The organism is Kosakonia sp. AG348 (assembly GCF_003337365.1).
Taxonomy (GTDB): domain Bacteria; phylum Pseudomonadota; class Gammaproteobacteria; order Enterobacterales; family Enterobacteriaceae; genus Kosakonia.
The window spans coordinates 220,310-236,383 of sequence record NZ_QPJR01000006.1 but is presented as its reverse complement, the minus strand read 5'-3'; the positions used below and the strand labels follow the sequence as shown (position 1 = coordinate 236,383).

Genomic DNA, 16,074 nt, shown 5'->3' with positions numbered 1-16,074 from the left:
AGAAAACAATCGCTGCCGCGTGTTATAACATCAGCGGCTAAAAGATACTCCTCGTTTATCAGTATCAAAGAAGGATTTTTGATCATGACCAACCGACGACTGATGAGTCTTGCGACAGTTGCTCTGGTGCTCGCCATTTTCCTGCCGGTGAGCCTGAGTATCTGGATGAGTCACCGCCAGGCTGAAGAAAACTTTATGAATGATCTGGACGCGTACTCTACGCTGGCAGAAATGCGTACCCAACGCGTCATCAACCAGAGTAAAGCCGCGCTTCGTGAGCTGGATGCCTACGATGGCGCGCCCTGTACGCCAGAACATTTGTTGACGATGCGGCGTATTTCTTATTCATGGCGCTATGTGCGCGAAGTTCTTTATATGAACGGGCTGCAACCGATCTGCTCATCACTACAAGCCGACAGCCATATTCCGCCTTTTCCCGAGCCCGGGAAGATCACCACCGATGGCTTTCGCGCCTGGCTGACTCGCCACAACGATCTGGGTCTGGCAAAATATATGGTCGCGATCGGCAGTGCGCACTATGTGGTGATGGTCGATCCGACGTCGTTTATTGATATTTTGTCGCATGGCACCGCCCCCGTTTATATCGCGCTTATCAATACCAAAACGCACCAGCGCATTGCCGGAAGCCCCCGGCTGACTGCGGCCAGGCTGGCACAAATAAACCAGCAGGGTCCAACGCGCATCATTACCAATGGCGAGGTCTACCGGATCGAGCGCGATGCGGACATGGGGCTGGCAATTGTTACCTGGATGGCGATTGCGCCGCTGGAAAAAAACTGGCATCGGTTACTGATGATTTGGTTGCCACTCGGCTTGCTGGTAAGCCTGCTGCTCGCTTTTGTCATGTTAAGGCTGCTGCGCCGTTTGCATTCACCGCGCGCGCAGTTGCAGGACGCCATTCACGGACGCGAAATTACCGTTTTTTTTCAACCGATTGTTGAGCTCGATAACGGCAAGATAGTCGGCGCGGAGGCGCTGGCACGCTGGCGGCAGAAAGATGGCAGTTACCTTGCGCCAGATATTTTTATTCCGCTGGCGGTGCACAGCGGTCTGATGCCGCAGTTGACCAAACTGGTGGTCGAAACCGTATTTTCCACTCTCGGATCCTGGCTGCACCAACACCCGGATCAACATATTTCGATTAACCTTGAGCCGGCGGATCTGCTTGATCCTACCCTGCCGGATCTGCTGGCGCGTCTCATCGCCCAGTGGCAGCTCTCGCCAACACAAATCGCCCTTGAACTCACCGAACGCGGTTTCGCCGATCCGGCGGTGAGCGGCCCGGCAATCAGTGCGCTGCGCGCCGCCGGACACGCAATTTACATTGATGACTTTGGCACCGGCTATTGCAGCCTGAGCTATCTGCAAAATCTGGATGTCGACATCATCAAAATCGACAAATCGTTTGTCGATGCGCTGGAGTACAAAGCCGTAACGCCGCACATCATCGATATGGCGAAAGCGCTCAGGCTGGCGATGGTGGCGGAAGGCATTGAAACCGAAGGCCAGCTTCAGTGGCTAAAGAAGTATGGCGTGGAGTACGGCCAGGGCTGGCTCTACAGCAAAGCGCTGCCGCCTGACGCGTTTATTCAGTGGGCGGAAAACAACCTGCGCGCCGCCTAGTTTTGCTACTGTTAAAAGTGGTTTAACACGCGGAGGAAGCATGATGAAAAAGCAATCCTGGCCGCTGCATGATGTCCGGCACTGGCTGGAACCCGGCCCGGTGGTACTGCTCAGCAGCCACTGGCAAGGGCAAAACAATATTATGACCCTGGGCTGGCACACGATTCTGGAGTTTACGCCGTCGCTGGTGGGCTGCATGATTTCAGCGGGAAACGCCAGTTTTGCGCGCATTCGCCAGAGCGGTGAATGTGTGATTAATCTGCCGGAAGCCAGCATGATTGATACCGTTTCACGCATCGGTAACTGCACCGGCGATGACGTCGACAAGTTCGCGAAATTTGGCCTGACAGCAGAAAAGAGCGACAAGGTCAGTGCGCCGTCGATAAAAGAGTGTTTCGGGCAGTTCGAGTGTCGGCTTTACGATGACGCGATGGTGGATAACTACAACTTCTTTATTTTGGAAGTGGTTGCCGCACGGGTTAACCCCCAGCCGGAGTGGCCGCAAACCCTGCATTATGTCGGTGGGGGCGTATTCCGTACAGATGGCGACGTGCTGGAGCGCAAGGCGCTGTTTACCAAAGTTTCCTGAGCGGCCACTTATTCGTCAAGAATGGGAACGAAGCCCCCGTAAATCAAACGCTTGCCGTCAAAGGGCATCTCGTTGCCCAACTCGCGCATTCGCGGGTCAGCCATGATTTTCTGATTCGCGGCGTCGCGTATCTCTTTTGATGGATATTCAATCCAGCTGAAGACGACCTCTTCGTTGTCTTCAGCTTTCACGGCCATGCGAAAGTCGGTGAAATTACCGTCGGGAACATCGTCCGCCCAGCATTCGACAATCCGCGTGGCGCCATACGCTTTAAACAACGCGACAGATTTTGCTGCCAACTGGCGGTAGGCCTCTTTTTGATCGGCCGGCACGGCAACCACAAAACCATCAACATACTTCATGAGTTGATCTCCGAAGTGGCCGTGCGGCAGGACACCCCCGCCGCATCAGGCCCGATAAGTTTAGTCTTGCCGCCAGCAAAAGGCGTAACGCACCTTGTCCGTGTTGAGAATAAACTCTGCCGACACGCTTGGGCTCCAGGAGTCATCGCCGCCGACTCCCATATGGAACGCATCAACATGCAGCCAGCAACCAGCCTCTTCACGCAGCAGATGATGATGTGTGGTTTCGCGCAGTTGCTTATCGCTGTAGCGCCCCAGCGAGAAGTGGAAATCGCCGTCCAGTCGATGCGCGCCATAGCGCAACATGCGCGTATCGCAACGCAGGCCATTTTCGCCGGGGAAAATATAGGGCGTATGCAGCGCAGCAAGCGGCAATGTCCACAAACCCTGGCGCGCCGCCAGTTTACGGTCGGGGTAGTTTTCATGCGGCCCTAACCCTAACCAGCTTGCCTGCGAATGGAGTTCTGCGAGCTGGCAAACCAGGCCGACACGCGCCGGTGGCGGAATATCGGTTGCCACCTGTACCTCCACGTCACCGTGCAATACACCGTGGCTATCAATGCGCCAGCGCTTATGGCTGATAAACACCGTTTTTCCCGCGCCCACCCAGCAATGTCCCGTATGAATAACAACGTCTGCTGCCCCCTCTTCCGCCTCGCAATAGAGCAACTGCGCGTGCAGGTCATACATGCCAGCCGCTTTCCAGCGCTCTACCCAGGCATTGGGATCAATGCGCGTCGCTTCGCTGATGCCGATATCGTTGTCCAGCGGCGCGCGGGCAAAGCAGTCCGTGAGCGGCGTTAACAGCGTCGGTTGCTCATCGCGCCACCACTGCACCAGGTTGCCGCTTTGGCGACTGAACTGCCAGCGCTGATGACCAGCGCTGACTGTGTAATCCAGCTCGCTCGTCTGCAACGCCGGACGCGCACCTCTTGCCACGCGCGGCGCGCTATACAGCGGGGCAGGTAAACGCCACTGATCCCACGCGCAAAGGTGTTCCGCCGCCGACCAGCGCGTTGCCGCCCGCTGGTAAACCTCGACATTCAGCCATACATCTCCCGGGGCCGCATGCAGTTCAGGGAGCGTGAGCGCAATTTTCTGTTTTCCTTGCGGCGCGATATCGAGTGCCGTTTCTCCCTGTGCCAGAACCTCGCCATCACGCTCCACGCGCCAGCGCAGGGACTCGTTATCGGCAGCGCGGAACAGGTATTCGCTCTCCACCTCAATAACCAGCGGCTGGGTACTCAGCAGGCTGAACTGGAAAAATTGCTGGGCGCGCTGCGCTTCATACAGCGCCGGATGCGGTGTTCTGTCCGGGAAAACCAGCCCATTCATACAGAACTGTCGGTCATTTGGCGTATCGCCAAAGTCACCGCCATACGCCCAGAACGGTTTTCCGTTCTCGTCCTTTTTCGTTAGCGCCTGGTCGACCCAGTCCCAGACAAAACCGCCCTGCAAGCGCGGCGCGGCGCGAAAGGCCTGCCAGTATTTGGCAAAGCCGCCGAAGCTGTTGCCCATCGCGTGGGCGTATTCACATAAAATCAGCGGGCGGTTTTCATCCGGCAAACCGATCCACTTTTTGATTGACCACTTCGGCACTGCCGGAAATGGCTGATCCTGGTCAACGCGCGCATACATTGGGCAAACAATATCGGTTGCGGCGGTGTTCGCCCCGCCACCTTCATACTGCACCGGGCGCGTCGGATCGGTGGTTTTCAGCCAGCGATAGAGTGCATCGTGGTTGGCGCCATGCCCCGACTCATTTCCCAGCGACCAGATGATGATCGATGGATGGTTACGATCGCGTTGCACCATGCGGGTTACGCGTTCGCTCATCGCCGGAAGCCAGAGCGGATCGTCAGCGAGACGGCTCATCGGCACCATACCGTGGGTTTCGATATTGGCTTCATCCACCACATATAAACCGTACTCATCGCACAGCTGATACCACAACGGATGATTGGGATAGTGAGAGCAGCGCACCGCATTAAAGTTATGCTGTTTCATTAGCTCAATGTCGCGACGCATGGTGGCTTCATCTATCGCCTGCCCGTTTTCCGGGTGGTGCTCGTGGTGGTTAACGCCACGGATCAGCAACGGTTTTCCATTAAGTTTCAGCAAGCCGTTGCTGATTTCAACCTGGCGGAACCCGACATTACAGGCTTCCACTTCCAGTACATTTCCCCGTGCGTCGAACAGTGTTAGCGTCAGGCGATAAAGGTGCGGCGTTTCAGCGCTCCACAACAATGGAGAAGCCACCGGCAACGTGACGCTCAGGCGCTCCGCCCAGCATCCGCGCTCATCAACCACTGCGCTACCCGGCGTTTGTTGCGCTTCGGCGATTTTTTCTTCCCCTCGCCATAACGCAAAAGCGACGCGGCAATCGGTAAAATCGCCTGCAAGCCGGGCATAAACCTGCAACTGCCCGTGAGTCAGTTCCGCATTTAACTGCGTAACGTGGTGAAAGTCGGCAATGTGCGTGACGGGCTTACGCTGAAGAGAAACGTCACGGAAAATGCCGCTCATCCGCCACATATCCTGATCTTCTAGGTAACTGCCATCGCACCAGCGCAGCACCATCACCGCCAGCCGGTTCTCTCCGACCTTCAGTGCCTGACTTAAATCAAACTCAGCAGGGAGGCGGCTGTCCTGTGAGTAGCCGATCCATTGCCCGTTACACCACAGATAAAAAGCCGAGTTCACCCCGTCAAAAACAATACGGGTTTGCCCGTGCGCCAGTTCTGATTCGCTCACTTCGAATGTGAGCGAGTAACAACCGGTCGGATTTTGTTGTGGTACAAACGGAGGATTTACCGGGATCGGGTAAGTGACATTGGTATAAATCGGCGTATCGAAACCCTGCATTTGCCAGTTTGAAGGGACTGGCATTGCCACCGCATCAGCGCAATCTTCCTCGATCCACCCTGCCGGCACCGCTTCTGGCGCAGCGAAAAAACTGAATTGCCATTGACCGTTGAGTAATCGGCGTGCGGGTGATGGCGCGTTATAACGCGCAGAGACTTCATCGCGCCAGCTGCGCATCGGCGCATGCGCGGGTAAACGGTGCCAGTGCGTGAGGACCGGGTTCTCCCAGTCGCGGCGGGAGAGAAGCGAATTTAACGCGGAAGCAGACATAAAAACCTCATTTTGCGAAGCGCTCACAATTAACGGCACAATGACGCATTTTTCACCACAGGTAAAGCCGGTAGCAGGATCAAAGCGAAGGGGATCACAAAAGTGTTAACGGCGATCCAGCATCGCAACCTGCTGCGCCAGTTCGTTTAAGCGTCTGGCAAGGGTTTCACCGCTCAGTTTCTGTTGCCGGGCTGGCGCGGTGGAGTGGCGTTCGATGAGCATCACCGGCAGCCGCGTTTGACCTGTGACATCGCCCTGAGCTGACGGGCTGAGTAGCCAGTCGACGCTTCGCTCCCCGGCCTCTTTAAATGCCTGACGGATAGTGGTGAGCGGTGGGGAAAACCAGGCGCTATCGGCGGTATCGTCATAACCCACCACCGAGATTTGCGCCGGCACATCAATTCCTTTCTCGACGCAGGCGCGAATAACGCCAAGCGCCATTTGATCATTTGCCACCAGCACCGCGTCGGGTAACTGGTTGCACGCAAGCAAACTGTGCGCTTTTTCATAACCGGAAGCCGCGCTCCAGTCACCGTGCGCGCTGGCACAAGGCGTAAGCCCCGCCTGCTGGAGCGCCGTCAGCCAGCCAGCAAAGCGGGTGCGGGCGGAAACCGAAGTCCGCGGCCCGCCGAGTAACGCAATCTGACGATGCCCCTGCGCCAGCAGATGTTCTACGCCAAGCCGCGCGCCTTGCATGGCATCAAACACCAGGCTGTTCACCGCGGCCGTCTCGCCAACATCCAGGAACAACACAGGCGTGGGTGCCGCCTGCGCCGCGAGTTGCTGCGCCAGCGCATCATCAAGCGGCACGTTGATCAACACGCCTTCAACGCGCTGCGCCAGCAGTTCCTGTAAGGCAGCCGAGCAGCTGGCTGCATCGTGCTGCTCCAACATAGAGATGATCACGCTGGCCGCGGCCTGGCCGGCGCGGGATTTTACCGCCGACGCGATTTGCGATGGCGCATGCAAAGCCAGATCGGACGTCAACAAACCGAGCGTTTTTGTGCGTTTACCTGCCAGTTGCTGAGCACCGCGATTGGGGATGTAATGCAGTTTCGCCATTGCAGCGAGCACTTTCTCGCGCGTCCTTGGCGAGACATGTGCCGCATCGTTAATCACGCGCGAAACGGTCTGGTAAGAGACGCCCGCATGGCTGGCGACATCATAAAGAGTGATGGTTTTCATAGCGCTTCCCGGCTGCAAACAGTTTTCCAGTATACCCGGTTTGCAGGTCAGTGCCTGTGAGCGCTTCGGAGAAAATACCAGACGGGGCTAAATACAGTTGAAGGATATTGTGCGGGAAAAGAAATAGCGACGAGCCACAAAAGGCTCGTCGGAAACATCATCCGTAATGTGCATTTGAGATGGTTACGTATTTTTATTATGAAACCACCATCACATTTTTTAATGCAATTAAAATGACAGTTTCATGACAAATACATTACTGCTGACGCGGGATCGGGAAGCCTTTTATCGAAATAATAAAGCTGTGCCCTTCTTTTTTAATTTTCGCTCCAGCGTCGCACCAGTCTGATGCGATGCGAAAAAACTCATCACTTCCGATATTCCAGTCCAGACGAACTTGTTTAACAAAACCTGAGCGCAGCAACTCACAGGCTTCGCCATAGTTGCTGGCGGTTGATAGCAGTTGTTGGTTCATTTTTTCTTCTTCAGAAGTTTACGTAACGCTTTAATTTCTTTAGGAGTTAACGGAGTAGAACTCTCTTCTTCGGTATGCTGGTTATCAATGTCGTCTTCCGATACTCCCGCCTCTTCCGCAGCCTGAAAAGCCAGCAGCAACAGTTTTTCTGTCGCGGTGCCGAGATTTTCACTATTTACTTCTGCGTAATGACGAAGTTTCTCTTTTAGCGCTTCATCAATTTTGACGTTTAATACAGCACTGGCCATGATTATCCCTTCTTGTGTGAATAAACATGCTAATTAATACACGAACTTATGGAAGTGATCCAGAAATATATTTCAGAATTATAACAACTTAAAAAACCCTAGATTAATCTGCCTAAGAATTATGACAAAAATATTAAATTAATATGTCATTTAAATGACAAATAAACCTGCGTAAATAAATATATCGACAATGAAATTTAAATAACCTGTCAGCCTCCTGCGGCTGACAGGTTTCAGCGGTGAAAATTATTCCATTCGTCGCGCGTTATCTCCCAAAGCTCGGTGTCCAGTTCTCCGGAGACGTATTGCCCTTTCTCGCAGCGAACCAGCCGCATTCCGCTACGTTCAGAAATCTTTTTCGAACGCGCATTCGCCACGGCTTTCGGTGCGCGCAGAACATCGCGATCGAGCACATTGAACCAGTAATCATTCACAGCATGGCAAGCTTCCGTCATATAGCCCTGCCCTTGCCACTCCGGTGCCAGCCAGAAACCCCGGTTATTATCTGGCGTATTCATTAAGCAAATAACCCCCATCAATTCTGTCGGGTCTGCTTTGCGACGCAGCGTCCAAAACCAGCCTTCCCCTGCGCGGTTTGCCGCCAGCGCAACATTATCTACATAATGCTGCGCGGCACCTTCCGGGTAGGGCCAGGGCACACTGGCTATCAGGTAGCGCACGATTTCCCAGCGCGGGAAAATACGCTGAATTTGCGTGGCATCTTCCGATGCCAGCGGCTTGAGAAGAAGTCTTGCGGTTTCGAGCTCGGGTGTTGCCATTGACCATCACTCCTTTTCAACGCCAACGGATGTTGTTACACCAGAATCCCCTGGTCGTTTTATAAAGTAAACCGCCCGCTCAACTCCAAAATTGAGGGGGGTGAATGGCGCAGCGCATTGCAGTGAATACACATTTATAAGGCTGGCTCGCTTTGTGGCTCAGGCTTTCTCGTTGGTTTCTGACGAAACCACGGCAGGCAAAGCTGGATCAGCGGGCCAATCGCCAGTGCGTAAACCACCGTGCCCACGCCAACGGTTCCCCCCAGCAGCCAGCCGATAAACAGCACAGAAACTTCAATCGCCGTGCGGATAGTCCGCACCGACCAGCCGGTGCGCGCATGAATACCGGTCATTAGCCCATCACGCGGCCCGGCACCAAACCCCGCGCCAATATACATTCCGGTCGCGATGGCATTCACTACCACGGCGCAAACCAGTAAGGTGCCGCGAGCCACCAGCGAATTCAGCACCGGCATCAGCGACAACGCAGCATCGGCGGCCAGACCTAATACAATCACATTACTGAGCGTTCCCAATCCGGGCCGCTGGCGCAGCGGGATCCACAGTAGCAGCACCAGCGCACCGGTCACGATCATCACCGTACCAATATCCAGTGATAACAATTTCATTATGCCTAAATGAAAGACGTTCCATGGGTCCGCGCCCAGATCCGCGCGTACAAACATGGCGGTAGAAACGCCGTACAGAGCCAGACCTGTATACAGTTGAATTAGTCGACGTAGCATTATTTTTCTCCGGTTGTTCAGGCTTTCATCTTTACCGGAAATGGACTTATTATTAATGTCCAGTTTTCAAATAGTGGACTGTATATGTCATCACGCCGTCTGGGTAGCCACTCGTTACACCGTCTGTTGGGCCACTGGCAACAACCCGCTTCGCGTACGCCGTTATGGCGACAACTTGCCGACGCGCTGCGCCTGCTGATCCTTGATGGCAGGCTGGCAATGGAGACACGCCTTCCCGGAGAGCGTGAACTTGCCTCAATGCTCGAGATTAGCCGCACAACCGTTGCCAGCGCACTCGCACACTTGCGTGATGAAGGTTATCTGGAAAGCCGCCACGGCAGTGGCTCGCGCGTGATCCTGCCCGATAGCCGCGCGATACCCACGCTAAGCACGGCGGGCACAGCACTCGATCTCTCCACTGCCGCGCTCAGCGCTGGCCCGGAAATTCACCAGGCTTATACCCACGCGCTGGCGGCCATTCCGCCCTATCTTTCCCGCACCGGTTACGGGCAATTAGGTGTGCAGGCATTGCGCGAAGCGATTGCCACACGATACACCGCCCGCGGTTTACCCACGCATGCTGATGAAGTGATGGTAGTCAATGGCGCGCTCAGCGGTCTGGCGCTGATTCTGCGCATGCTGACCGGGCCCGGCGATCGCGTGGTGGTCGATCATCCAACCTACCCGCTGGCGATTGCCGCCATTCAGGGAGCGTCGTGCAGGCCGGTTGGCGTTTCTTTACCACAAACGGGCTGGGACATCGACGGTTTCGCCGCGACGCTGGCGCAGACCGCGCCACGGCTGGCTTATTTAATGCCTGATTATCACAATCCAACCGGCCGCTGTATGGATATCGCCACGCGCAGGGCCATCGTCAGCGTTGCCGCGCAAGCGCGCACCACCCTGGTGGTTGACGAAACGATGGTAGATTTGTGGTACGAATCTCCGCCACCACCGCCAATGGCGGCGTTTGATAGTAGCAGCACGGTAATTACGCTCGGTTCGGCGGGGAAAACGTTCTGGGGTGGGCTGCGTTTAGGGTGGATCCGCGCCTCATCGCGAACCATTGCTACGCTGGTGCAGACGCGCGATACGCTGGAACTCGGCTCACCGCTGCTGGAACAACTGGCAACGCTATGGCTGATGGAAAATGGCGAAAACTTCCTGCCCGCGCGTCGCGATATGCTCAAAGCACGACGCGATCGCTGTGCAGCGCTGCTGCGGGAACACTTCCCCGACTGGCGTTTCTCACTGCCGGAAGGCGGCCTCTCTTTCTGGATAGAGCTGCCCGATATGCTGGCAACACAGTTTGCCGCCCGTGCAGAAACGATTGGTATCCACCTCGGCGCTGGCCCGCGTTTCGGGCTGACAGGGGCGTTTGAGCGTTATCTGCGTATCCCTTTCGCGCTGGATTCAAATGAGCTGGAAAACGCGCTACTGCGACTTAAACCCTTGTGGCTGGCGCTTCGCGAAACGCAAGCGCCATTAAAACGTAGCGTGGTGTAAAACTCAGGCCGCAGGCGCTGTCAGCGGCTTTATCGACTGGCTGTTAACCCAGCCAGTGGTGCTTTTCCCTGACTCGCTAATAAACTGGATCTGCGTCCAGCCCTGCCCGGTTTTCAGCACCCCCACCACATCATCTTTGACAATCCACGCCTTGCGCCGCGTGCTGGTATCCGGTGTGCTGCTGAGATAAACCCGCTCATCAACCACTTCGGCGAGAGAAACCCATTGTGTCGACTGGGTTTTACTCAACACAATCCCCTCGTTGATCTGCGGCACCATCACATTCATGCAGCCGTCATGGTTTTGCCCGTTCGCAATCTTCAATGTCACGCCGTCCGCCGTAGCGGAAAGATGCCCCGGCAGCACATCGGAAGACCAGCTGGAAATTTCCGCCTCCCCGGCCGGAGAGACGTTACCCGCCAGCGCAAAGGAGCAGTTTCGCGTCATGCCAACACCCATGGTTTCAGAGTAGTAGCCCATAACCTGCCCGAAGGGTGATACCGCCAGTTGCAGCCCTTCATAAACCCCTGACTGCAACGTAGCGGCAAAAGATGCCGTCGATACCGATAACGTCAATGCCAATACGATGTTGCGCATACTCCCTGCCCTTTTATCAGAATTATTTTTTGCGGCTACAGCGTACCGTTTCTGTATAAAAACATCACCAGTGAACCCACGCGTTTCCCCCACCAAAAAAGGTAAAAAAGGCTAAGGTTGAAAGACCCGTTTGATTTGTCTTGATGAGGAAAGCGATGGCGGAAAAATTAATGGCGCAGTGTCACTGCGGCGCGGTGGCGTTTTCTGTGCAGCTTTCGGATGGTTTTAACACTGTGCGGCGCTGTAATTGCTCTTTTTGCCGAATGCGCGGCGCAGTTACCGTGTCGGCCCCGCTCTCGGGCATTGAGGTGATTAAAGGCAAGGATAAATTGACCGAATATCGCTTTAACACCGGAACAGCTGTGCACTATTTTTGCTCGATTTGCGGCATCTACACCTTCCATCAGCGGCGCTCAAACCCGGATCAGTATGGTGTCAATGTGGCCTGTATTGCTGGCGTTTCGCCCTTCGATTTTGCGCAAGTTCCGGTTTCAGAAGGTGTTAATCACCCTTCGGATGGAGGAAACGATGGCATTGCGGGGTATTTGCGTTATTCACGCGAGTGAGAAAAACAAAGGAAGCAGAATTGGGTGGGGGCCCTGCCAGCTACATCCCGGCACACACGTCATCTGCCCTGGCTGCTTCCTTCCGGACCTGACCTGGTGAACAGAGTAGCGTTGCGGGAGAACCAACAGAGCCCCCATTGAGAGCGTTGTTAACCAACGCGCTGGCGCATTATCCCTATCCGGGATGGCAATTGCAAGCCGCGCCGGGGCGGATGCTGGTTTCTTGCGCAATCCCCTCTTCACAGCACACGATTGGCTGTTTATGCTGCCTCTTCTTCCTTCAGGACATCACAATGGATACACAGGACTCTTTCCCGCAGCGAGTGTGGCAAATCGTTGCCGCCATCCCCGAAGGCTATGTCACGACCTATGGTGATGTGGCGAAGCTGGCCGGTTCACCGCGCGCGGCACGCCAGGTGGGCGGTGTGCTGAAACGCTTACCGGAAGGCAGCACATTACCGTGGCATCGGGTGGTGAATCGTCATGGTTGTATCTCGCTGACCGGGCCGGATTTACAGCGTCAGCGTCAGGCGCTGCTGGCGGAAGGCGTGGTGGTGTCGGGAAATGGGCAAATCAATTTACAGCATTATCGCTGGATCTATTAAGGCTCCTCCCAACCGGGAGGAGCACAATCAGATTAGTACTGCGTCGGCGCAGGTGTCGCTTCCGACGGGTTTACCTGAGTGGGAGAAGTGGAAGGCACTGTTGTTGCCGCCCCACCACTTTGTTGCAGCGGCACAGCGGTTTGCTGTACCGGCACCAGCGTCAGGTCAACTTTTGTACCGCCCTGGTTGATAACCGGCTTAACCGTATCGGTAATAAAGACGATTTTGTTGTCAATGGTAATCGCCGCGCTCAGCAGGATGCGGGCGTTGGGCTGAATATCCGCCGGGTTAAATGGCAGCACAAAGCTAAACGGTGACTGTTTACCTTCAGTACGGACAGCTTTCTGCGCCAGTACCTTCGACGGCGCATCTGCCTGCGAAGCATCAGAAACCGTCACGGTGAGTACCGCGTTTGGCGGCAACGCCACTTTCTGACGGATCCAAACCGTACCCGAAACATTCGGTTGCGTGATCGCCGGTTTATTTGTTGCCGCAGGTGCATTTGGGTTAGGTGCAGGTGTCGGAATATCGCCGCCCTTTTGGGCGCAGGCAGACAGCGCGACCGCGACTGCTAAACCACTTAACATGTGCACGAGTTTCATTGATTTCTCCTTATCTTCAATGCACCGGCAGGCGTTTCGCCCGCCAGGATGTGTGGTCAAACCATCGTAACCTGAACAAGTGTGGCACACGTGCGGGATATATTCCTGCAAACTGCCATCTATTCAGATTATTGAACCCATCGGACCAGCAATTTTTCCAGGTTATACTATTCGGATAATTCGCTCCGTCAGCCGTTATTAATTTGAGGAAATCTATGAGTCAGGCGTTATCCAATCTGCTGGCATTACTGAACCTGGAAAAAATTGAAGAGGGCTTGTTTCGCGGGCAGAGCGAAGATCTCGGCTTGCGCCAGGTTTTTGGCGGCCAGGTCGTAGGCCAGGCTTTGTATGCCGCCAAAGAGACCGTTCCTGCCGAGCGCCTGGTGCATTCGTTCCATAGTTACTTTTTACGTCCGGGTGATAGCGAAAAACCGATTGTTTATGATGTGGAAGTGCTGCGTGATGGCAACAGTTTCAGCGCCCGACGCGTTGCGGCCATCCAGAACGGCAAACCTATTTTCTATATGACCGCGTCGTTCCAGGCACCGGAAACCGGCTACGAGCACCAAAAAACGATGCCGTCGGCACCGTCGCCGGATTCACTGCAATCCGAAACGGATATTGCCCACGCGCTTGCCCACTTGTTGCCTCCGCAGGCCAAAGAGAAGTTTCTCAGTGACAAGCCTCTGGAGATCCGCCCGGTTGAGTTTCATAACCCGCTAAAAGGCCACGTTGCCGATCCCACCCGCCAGGTATGGATCCGCGCAAACGGCACCGTGCCGGACGATTTCCGCGTGCATCAATATCTGCTTGGATATGCTTCGGACTTTAACTTCCTGCCGGTTGCGCTTCAGCCGCACGGCGTGGGCTTTCTTGAGCGCGGTATGCAGGTTGCCACCATTGACCACTCCATGTGGTTCCATCGCCCGTTTAATATGAACGAGTGGTTGCTCTACAGTGTGGAAAGTACGTCAGCTTCCAGCGCTCGCGGTTTTGTGCGCGGTGAGTTCTATACGCAAGAGGGTGTGCTGGTGGCCTCCAGCGTGCAGGAAGGCGTTATGCGCAATCGCAACTAACTGCGCTTTAAACGCTTTAAATGCTTTAAAAAGAAAAGCCTCCGATCGGAGGCTTTTTTATGCTCAGGAGATAACTCAACGTAATCAGGCGTTATAGGCGTTTTCGCCGTGGCTGTTCACATCCAGCCCTTCACGCTCTTGCTCTTCCGGTACGCGCAGACCTACCGTCATGTCCGCCAGTTTGTAGCCGATAAAGGCCACCACGCCAGACCACACGATAGTGATGGCAACGCTTTCCAGCTGTACCAGCACCTGATGGCCCATGGTCACACCTTCAGCGAAACCGACACCGCCCAGCGACGTAGACGCGAAGATACCCGTCAGGATACAACCGACGATGCCGCACACACCGTGCACACCGAAGACATCGCACGGGTCATCTACACGCAACATACGTTTCAGCGCAGTAACGCCCCACAGACCAGCCAGACCGGCAATCAGACCCACAATCAGTGCGCCGCCGACACCCACATAACCACAGGCCGGGGTGATACCAACCAGACCCGCGATGGCACCAGAACAAGCACCGAGCAGAGACGGCTTGCCGCGCATTGCCCATTCGCCAAATACCCACGCCAGAATAGCGGCCGCAGTAGCAACGACAGTGTTCACAAAGGCCAGCGCCGCGATTTCGTTCGCCGAGCTTGCAGAGCCAGCGTTGAAGCCAAACCAACCAACATAGAGGATAGCGGTACCGGTGAAGACCATCGGCAGGTTATGCGGTTTGAATGCTTCTTTGCCAAAGCCCACGCGTTTACCAATCAGGTAAGCACCCACCAGACCTGCAATCGCGGCGTTGATGTGAACAACCGTACCGCCCGCGAAATCCAGCGCGCCGTGGGTTGCCAGCAGACCGCCGCCCCAGACCATGTGTGCAATCGGCACGTAAGAGAGCGTCAGCCATACCACCACAAAAATCAGCACCGCAGAGAAGCGAATACGCTCAGCCAGCGCGCCGACAATCAGGCCAACGGTGATACAAGCGAAGGAACCCTGGAACGCCACGTGGATGTACTGATAAATGCTGCCCATCACGGCTTTCAGTTCGATGTTTTTCAACATTGCCCAGTTGAAGCTGCCGAAGAAGCTGTTGCCCTCGCCAAATGCCAGCGAGTAGCCATACACCACCCACAGGATGCACACCAGAGCGAAGGTGACGGCAACCTGCGTCAGCATCGACAGTACGTTTTTACCGCGGATCAAACCGCCGTAAAAAAGCGCAATGCCCGGAATGGTCATAAACAGCACCAGCGCGGTGCAAATCATCATAAAGCCGTTGTCGGCTTTATCCGCCACAGCGGGAGCCGCCATCGCCAGGCCTGGCAGCAACGCCAGCGAAGCAAGAGCTGTTTTTAATGTTGTGTTTTTCATTGTTCCGATCCCCATCACTGTGTGTCTTGTATTACAGTGCCGCTTCGTCGGCTTCGCCGGTACGAATACGAATGACGCGTTGCAGCTCGGCAACGAAGATTTTGCCGTCGCCAATTTTTCCGGTGTAGGCCGCTTTGCTGATCACATCGATCACTTCATCGAGTTGATCGTCAGCGATCGCCACATCAATTTTCACTTTTGGCAGGAAATTGACGCTATATTCCGCACCGCGGTACAGCTCAGCGTGACCCTTCTGACGGCCAAAGCCTTTCACTTCAGTTACGGTCAGCCCTTGAATACCAATAGAAGAAAGCGCTTCACGCACGTCTTCAAGTTTGAATGGCTTAATCACCACGGTAACCAGCTTCATAGATCCCCCTCCAGTCGAATTCGATAATGGCCGCAGCTAACACGCAATAGACATTGCAATCGTTGTGCCAGGAATGAAAACAGGGAAGATTTCAGGTTGTTAGTGCGCCCGGACGGGCAGAGCAAGAAAGGGGAAAAACTTTGCTTATGATTCGGCAGGTTAAGCGCAAAGAAAAACGCACCATGACAGTGCATGGTGCGTTACTTTTTTGCACCAAC

At 55.0% G+C, this 16,074-nt stretch carries 17 protein-coding genes and 1 other RNA gene; 6 read left to right on the top strand and 12 right to left on the bottom strand.

The window, feature by feature from the left end; all coding sequences use genetic code 11:
• Nucleotides 1-84 precede the first annotated feature (84 nt).
• Nucleotides 85-1,644 (top strand): EAL domain-containing protein, encoded by a 1,560-nt coding sequence (locus DFO56_RS16340; protein WP_045509186.1) that lies wholly within the window; start codon nucleotides 85-87, stop codon nucleotides 1,642-1,644.
• Between the two features lie 43 nt (nucleotides 1,645-1,687).
• On the top strand, nucleotides 1,688-2,233 hold the full coding sequence (locus DFO56_RS16335) for a flavin reductase family protein (RefSeq protein ID WP_082071770.1): 546 nt from the start codon (nucleotides 1,688-1,690) through the stop codon (nucleotides 2,231-2,233).
• Between the two features lie 8 nt (nucleotides 2,234-2,241).
• On the opposite strand, the gene DFO56_RS16330 is transcribed toward DFO56_RS16335, so the two are convergent.
• The 7 genes from DFO56_RS16330 to DFO56_RS16300 all read right to left on the bottom strand — a co-directional run bounded on the left by DFO56_RS16330 (nucleotide 2,242) and on the right by DFO56_RS16300 (nucleotide 9,163).
• Nucleotides 2,242-2,595, bottom strand: coding sequence for a DUF1428 domain-containing protein (locus DFO56_RS16330; protein ID WP_020456793.1), 354 nt, complete (start codon nucleotides 2,593-2,595; stop codon nucleotides 2,242-2,244).
• A 60-nt stretch (nucleotides 2,596-2,655) separates the two neighbouring features.
• Nucleotides 2,656-5,730 carry a beta-galactosidase gene (locus DFO56_RS16325; RefSeq protein ID WP_045509190.1) on the bottom strand — a complete coding sequence of 1,025 codons (3,075 nt, stop codon included), beginning with the start codon at nucleotides 5,728-5,730 and terminating at the stop codon, nucleotides 2,656-2,658.
• A gap of 105 nt (nucleotides 5,731-5,835) precedes the next feature.
• A complete protein-coding gene (locus DFO56_RS16320) occupies nucleotides 5,836-6,915 on the bottom strand; it encodes a LacI family DNA-binding transcriptional regulator (RefSeq protein ID WP_045509192.1) in 1,080 nt (359 codons plus the stop codon).
• Between the two features lie 256 nt (nucleotides 6,916-7,171).
• On the bottom strand, nucleotides 7,172-7,390 hold the full coding sequence (locus DFO56_RS16315; RefSeq protein ID WP_020456790.1) for a hypothetical protein: 219 nt from the start codon (nucleotides 7,388-7,390) through the stop codon (nucleotides 7,172-7,174).
• Complete coding sequence (locus DFO56_RS16310) at nucleotides 7,387-7,638, bottom strand: hypothetical protein (protein WP_017459970.1); 252 nt, start codon at nucleotides 7,636-7,638, stop codon at nucleotides 7,387-7,389. The genes DFO56_RS16315 and DFO56_RS16310 overlap by 4 nt, the downstream gene beginning before the upstream one ends.
• A 233-nt stretch (nucleotides 7,639-7,871) precedes the next feature.
• Complete coding sequence (locus tag DFO56_RS16305) at nucleotides 7,872-8,417, bottom strand: GNAT family N-acetyltransferase (RefSeq protein ID WP_045509194.1); 546 nt, start codon at nucleotides 8,415-8,417, stop codon at nucleotides 7,872-7,874.
• A gap of 134 nt (nucleotides 8,418-8,551) precedes the next feature.
• The gene (locus DFO56_RS16300; protein ID WP_045509196.1) at nucleotides 8,552-9,163 is read right to left on the bottom strand and encodes a YitT family protein; all 612 of its coding nucleotides are present in this window, start codon (nucleotides 9,161-9,163) and stop codon (nucleotides 8,552-8,554) included.
• An 84-nt stretch (nucleotides 9,164-9,247) separates the two neighbouring features.
• Between DFO56_RS16300 and DFO56_RS16295 the strand changes: the two genes are divergently transcribed.
• Nucleotides 9,248-10,669 carry a PLP-dependent aminotransferase family protein gene (locus tag DFO56_RS16295; protein WP_045509198.1) on the top strand — a complete coding sequence of 474 codons (1,422 nt, stop codon included), beginning with the start codon at nucleotides 9,248-9,250 and terminating at the stop codon, nucleotides 10,667-10,669.
• A gap of 3 nt (nucleotides 10,670-10,672) precedes the next feature.
• Here DFO56_RS16295 and DFO56_RS16290 read toward each other — a convergent pair whose 3' ends face one another.
• On the bottom strand, nucleotides 10,673-11,266 hold the full coding sequence (locus tag DFO56_RS16290) for a hypothetical protein (protein WP_045509200.1): 594 nt from the start codon (nucleotides 11,264-11,266) through the stop codon (nucleotides 10,673-10,675).
• A 155-nt stretch (nucleotides 11,267-11,421) separates the two neighbouring features.
• Here DFO56_RS16290 and DFO56_RS16285 point away from each other — a divergent pair, with 155 nt between their 5' ends.
• Nucleotides 11,422-11,832: a GFA family protein gene (locus DFO56_RS16285; protein ID WP_045509202.1), complete on the top strand. Its 411-nt coding sequence runs from the start codon at nucleotides 11,422-11,424 to the stop codon at nucleotides 11,830-11,832.
• A gap of 31 nt (nucleotides 11,833-11,863) precedes the next feature.
• Here the strand turns inward: DFO56_RS16285 and ffs are convergent.
• Nucleotides 11,864-11,960: signal recognition particle sRNA small type (ffs, locus tag DFO56_RS16280), an RNA gene on the bottom strand.
• A gap of 165 nt (nucleotides 11,961-12,125) precedes the next feature.
• Between ffs and DFO56_RS16275 the strand changes: the two genes are divergently transcribed.
• A complete protein-coding gene (locus DFO56_RS16275; RefSeq protein ID WP_045509204.1) occupies nucleotides 12,126-12,437 on the top strand; it encodes an MGMT family protein in 312 nt (103 codons plus the stop codon).
• 32 nt (nucleotides 12,438-12,469) lie between these two features.
• Here DFO56_RS16275 and DFO56_RS16270 read toward each other — a convergent pair whose 3' ends face one another.
• Complete coding sequence (locus DFO56_RS16270; RefSeq protein WP_020456783.1) at nucleotides 12,470-13,039, bottom strand: YbaY family lipoprotein; 570 nt, start codon at nucleotides 13,037-13,039, stop codon at nucleotides 12,470-12,472.
• Between the two features lie 215 nt (nucleotides 13,040-13,254).
• Here DFO56_RS16270 and tesB point away from each other — a divergent pair, with 215 nt between their 5' ends.
• Nucleotides 13,255-14,115, top strand: coding sequence for an acyl-CoA thioesterase II (gene tesB, locus DFO56_RS16265; protein ID WP_045509206.1), 861 nt, complete (start codon nucleotides 13,255-13,257; stop codon nucleotides 14,113-14,115).
• An 84-nt stretch (nucleotides 14,116-14,199) separates the two neighbouring features.
• Here the strand turns inward: tesB and amtB are convergent, their stop codons facing one another.
• Entirely contained in the window at nucleotides 14,200-15,486 is a 1,287-nt protein-coding gene (gene amtB / locus DFO56_RS16260; RefSeq protein ID WP_020456781.1) for an ammonium transporter AmtB, read from the bottom strand.
• 31 nt (nucleotides 15,487-15,517) lie between these two features.
• On the bottom strand, nucleotides 15,518-15,856 hold the full coding sequence (glnK, locus tag DFO56_RS16255; RefSeq protein ID WP_002891893.1) for a P-II family nitrogen regulator: 339 nt from the start codon (nucleotides 15,854-15,856) through the stop codon (nucleotides 15,518-15,520).
• Nucleotides 15,857-16,074 lie beyond the last annotated feature (218 nt).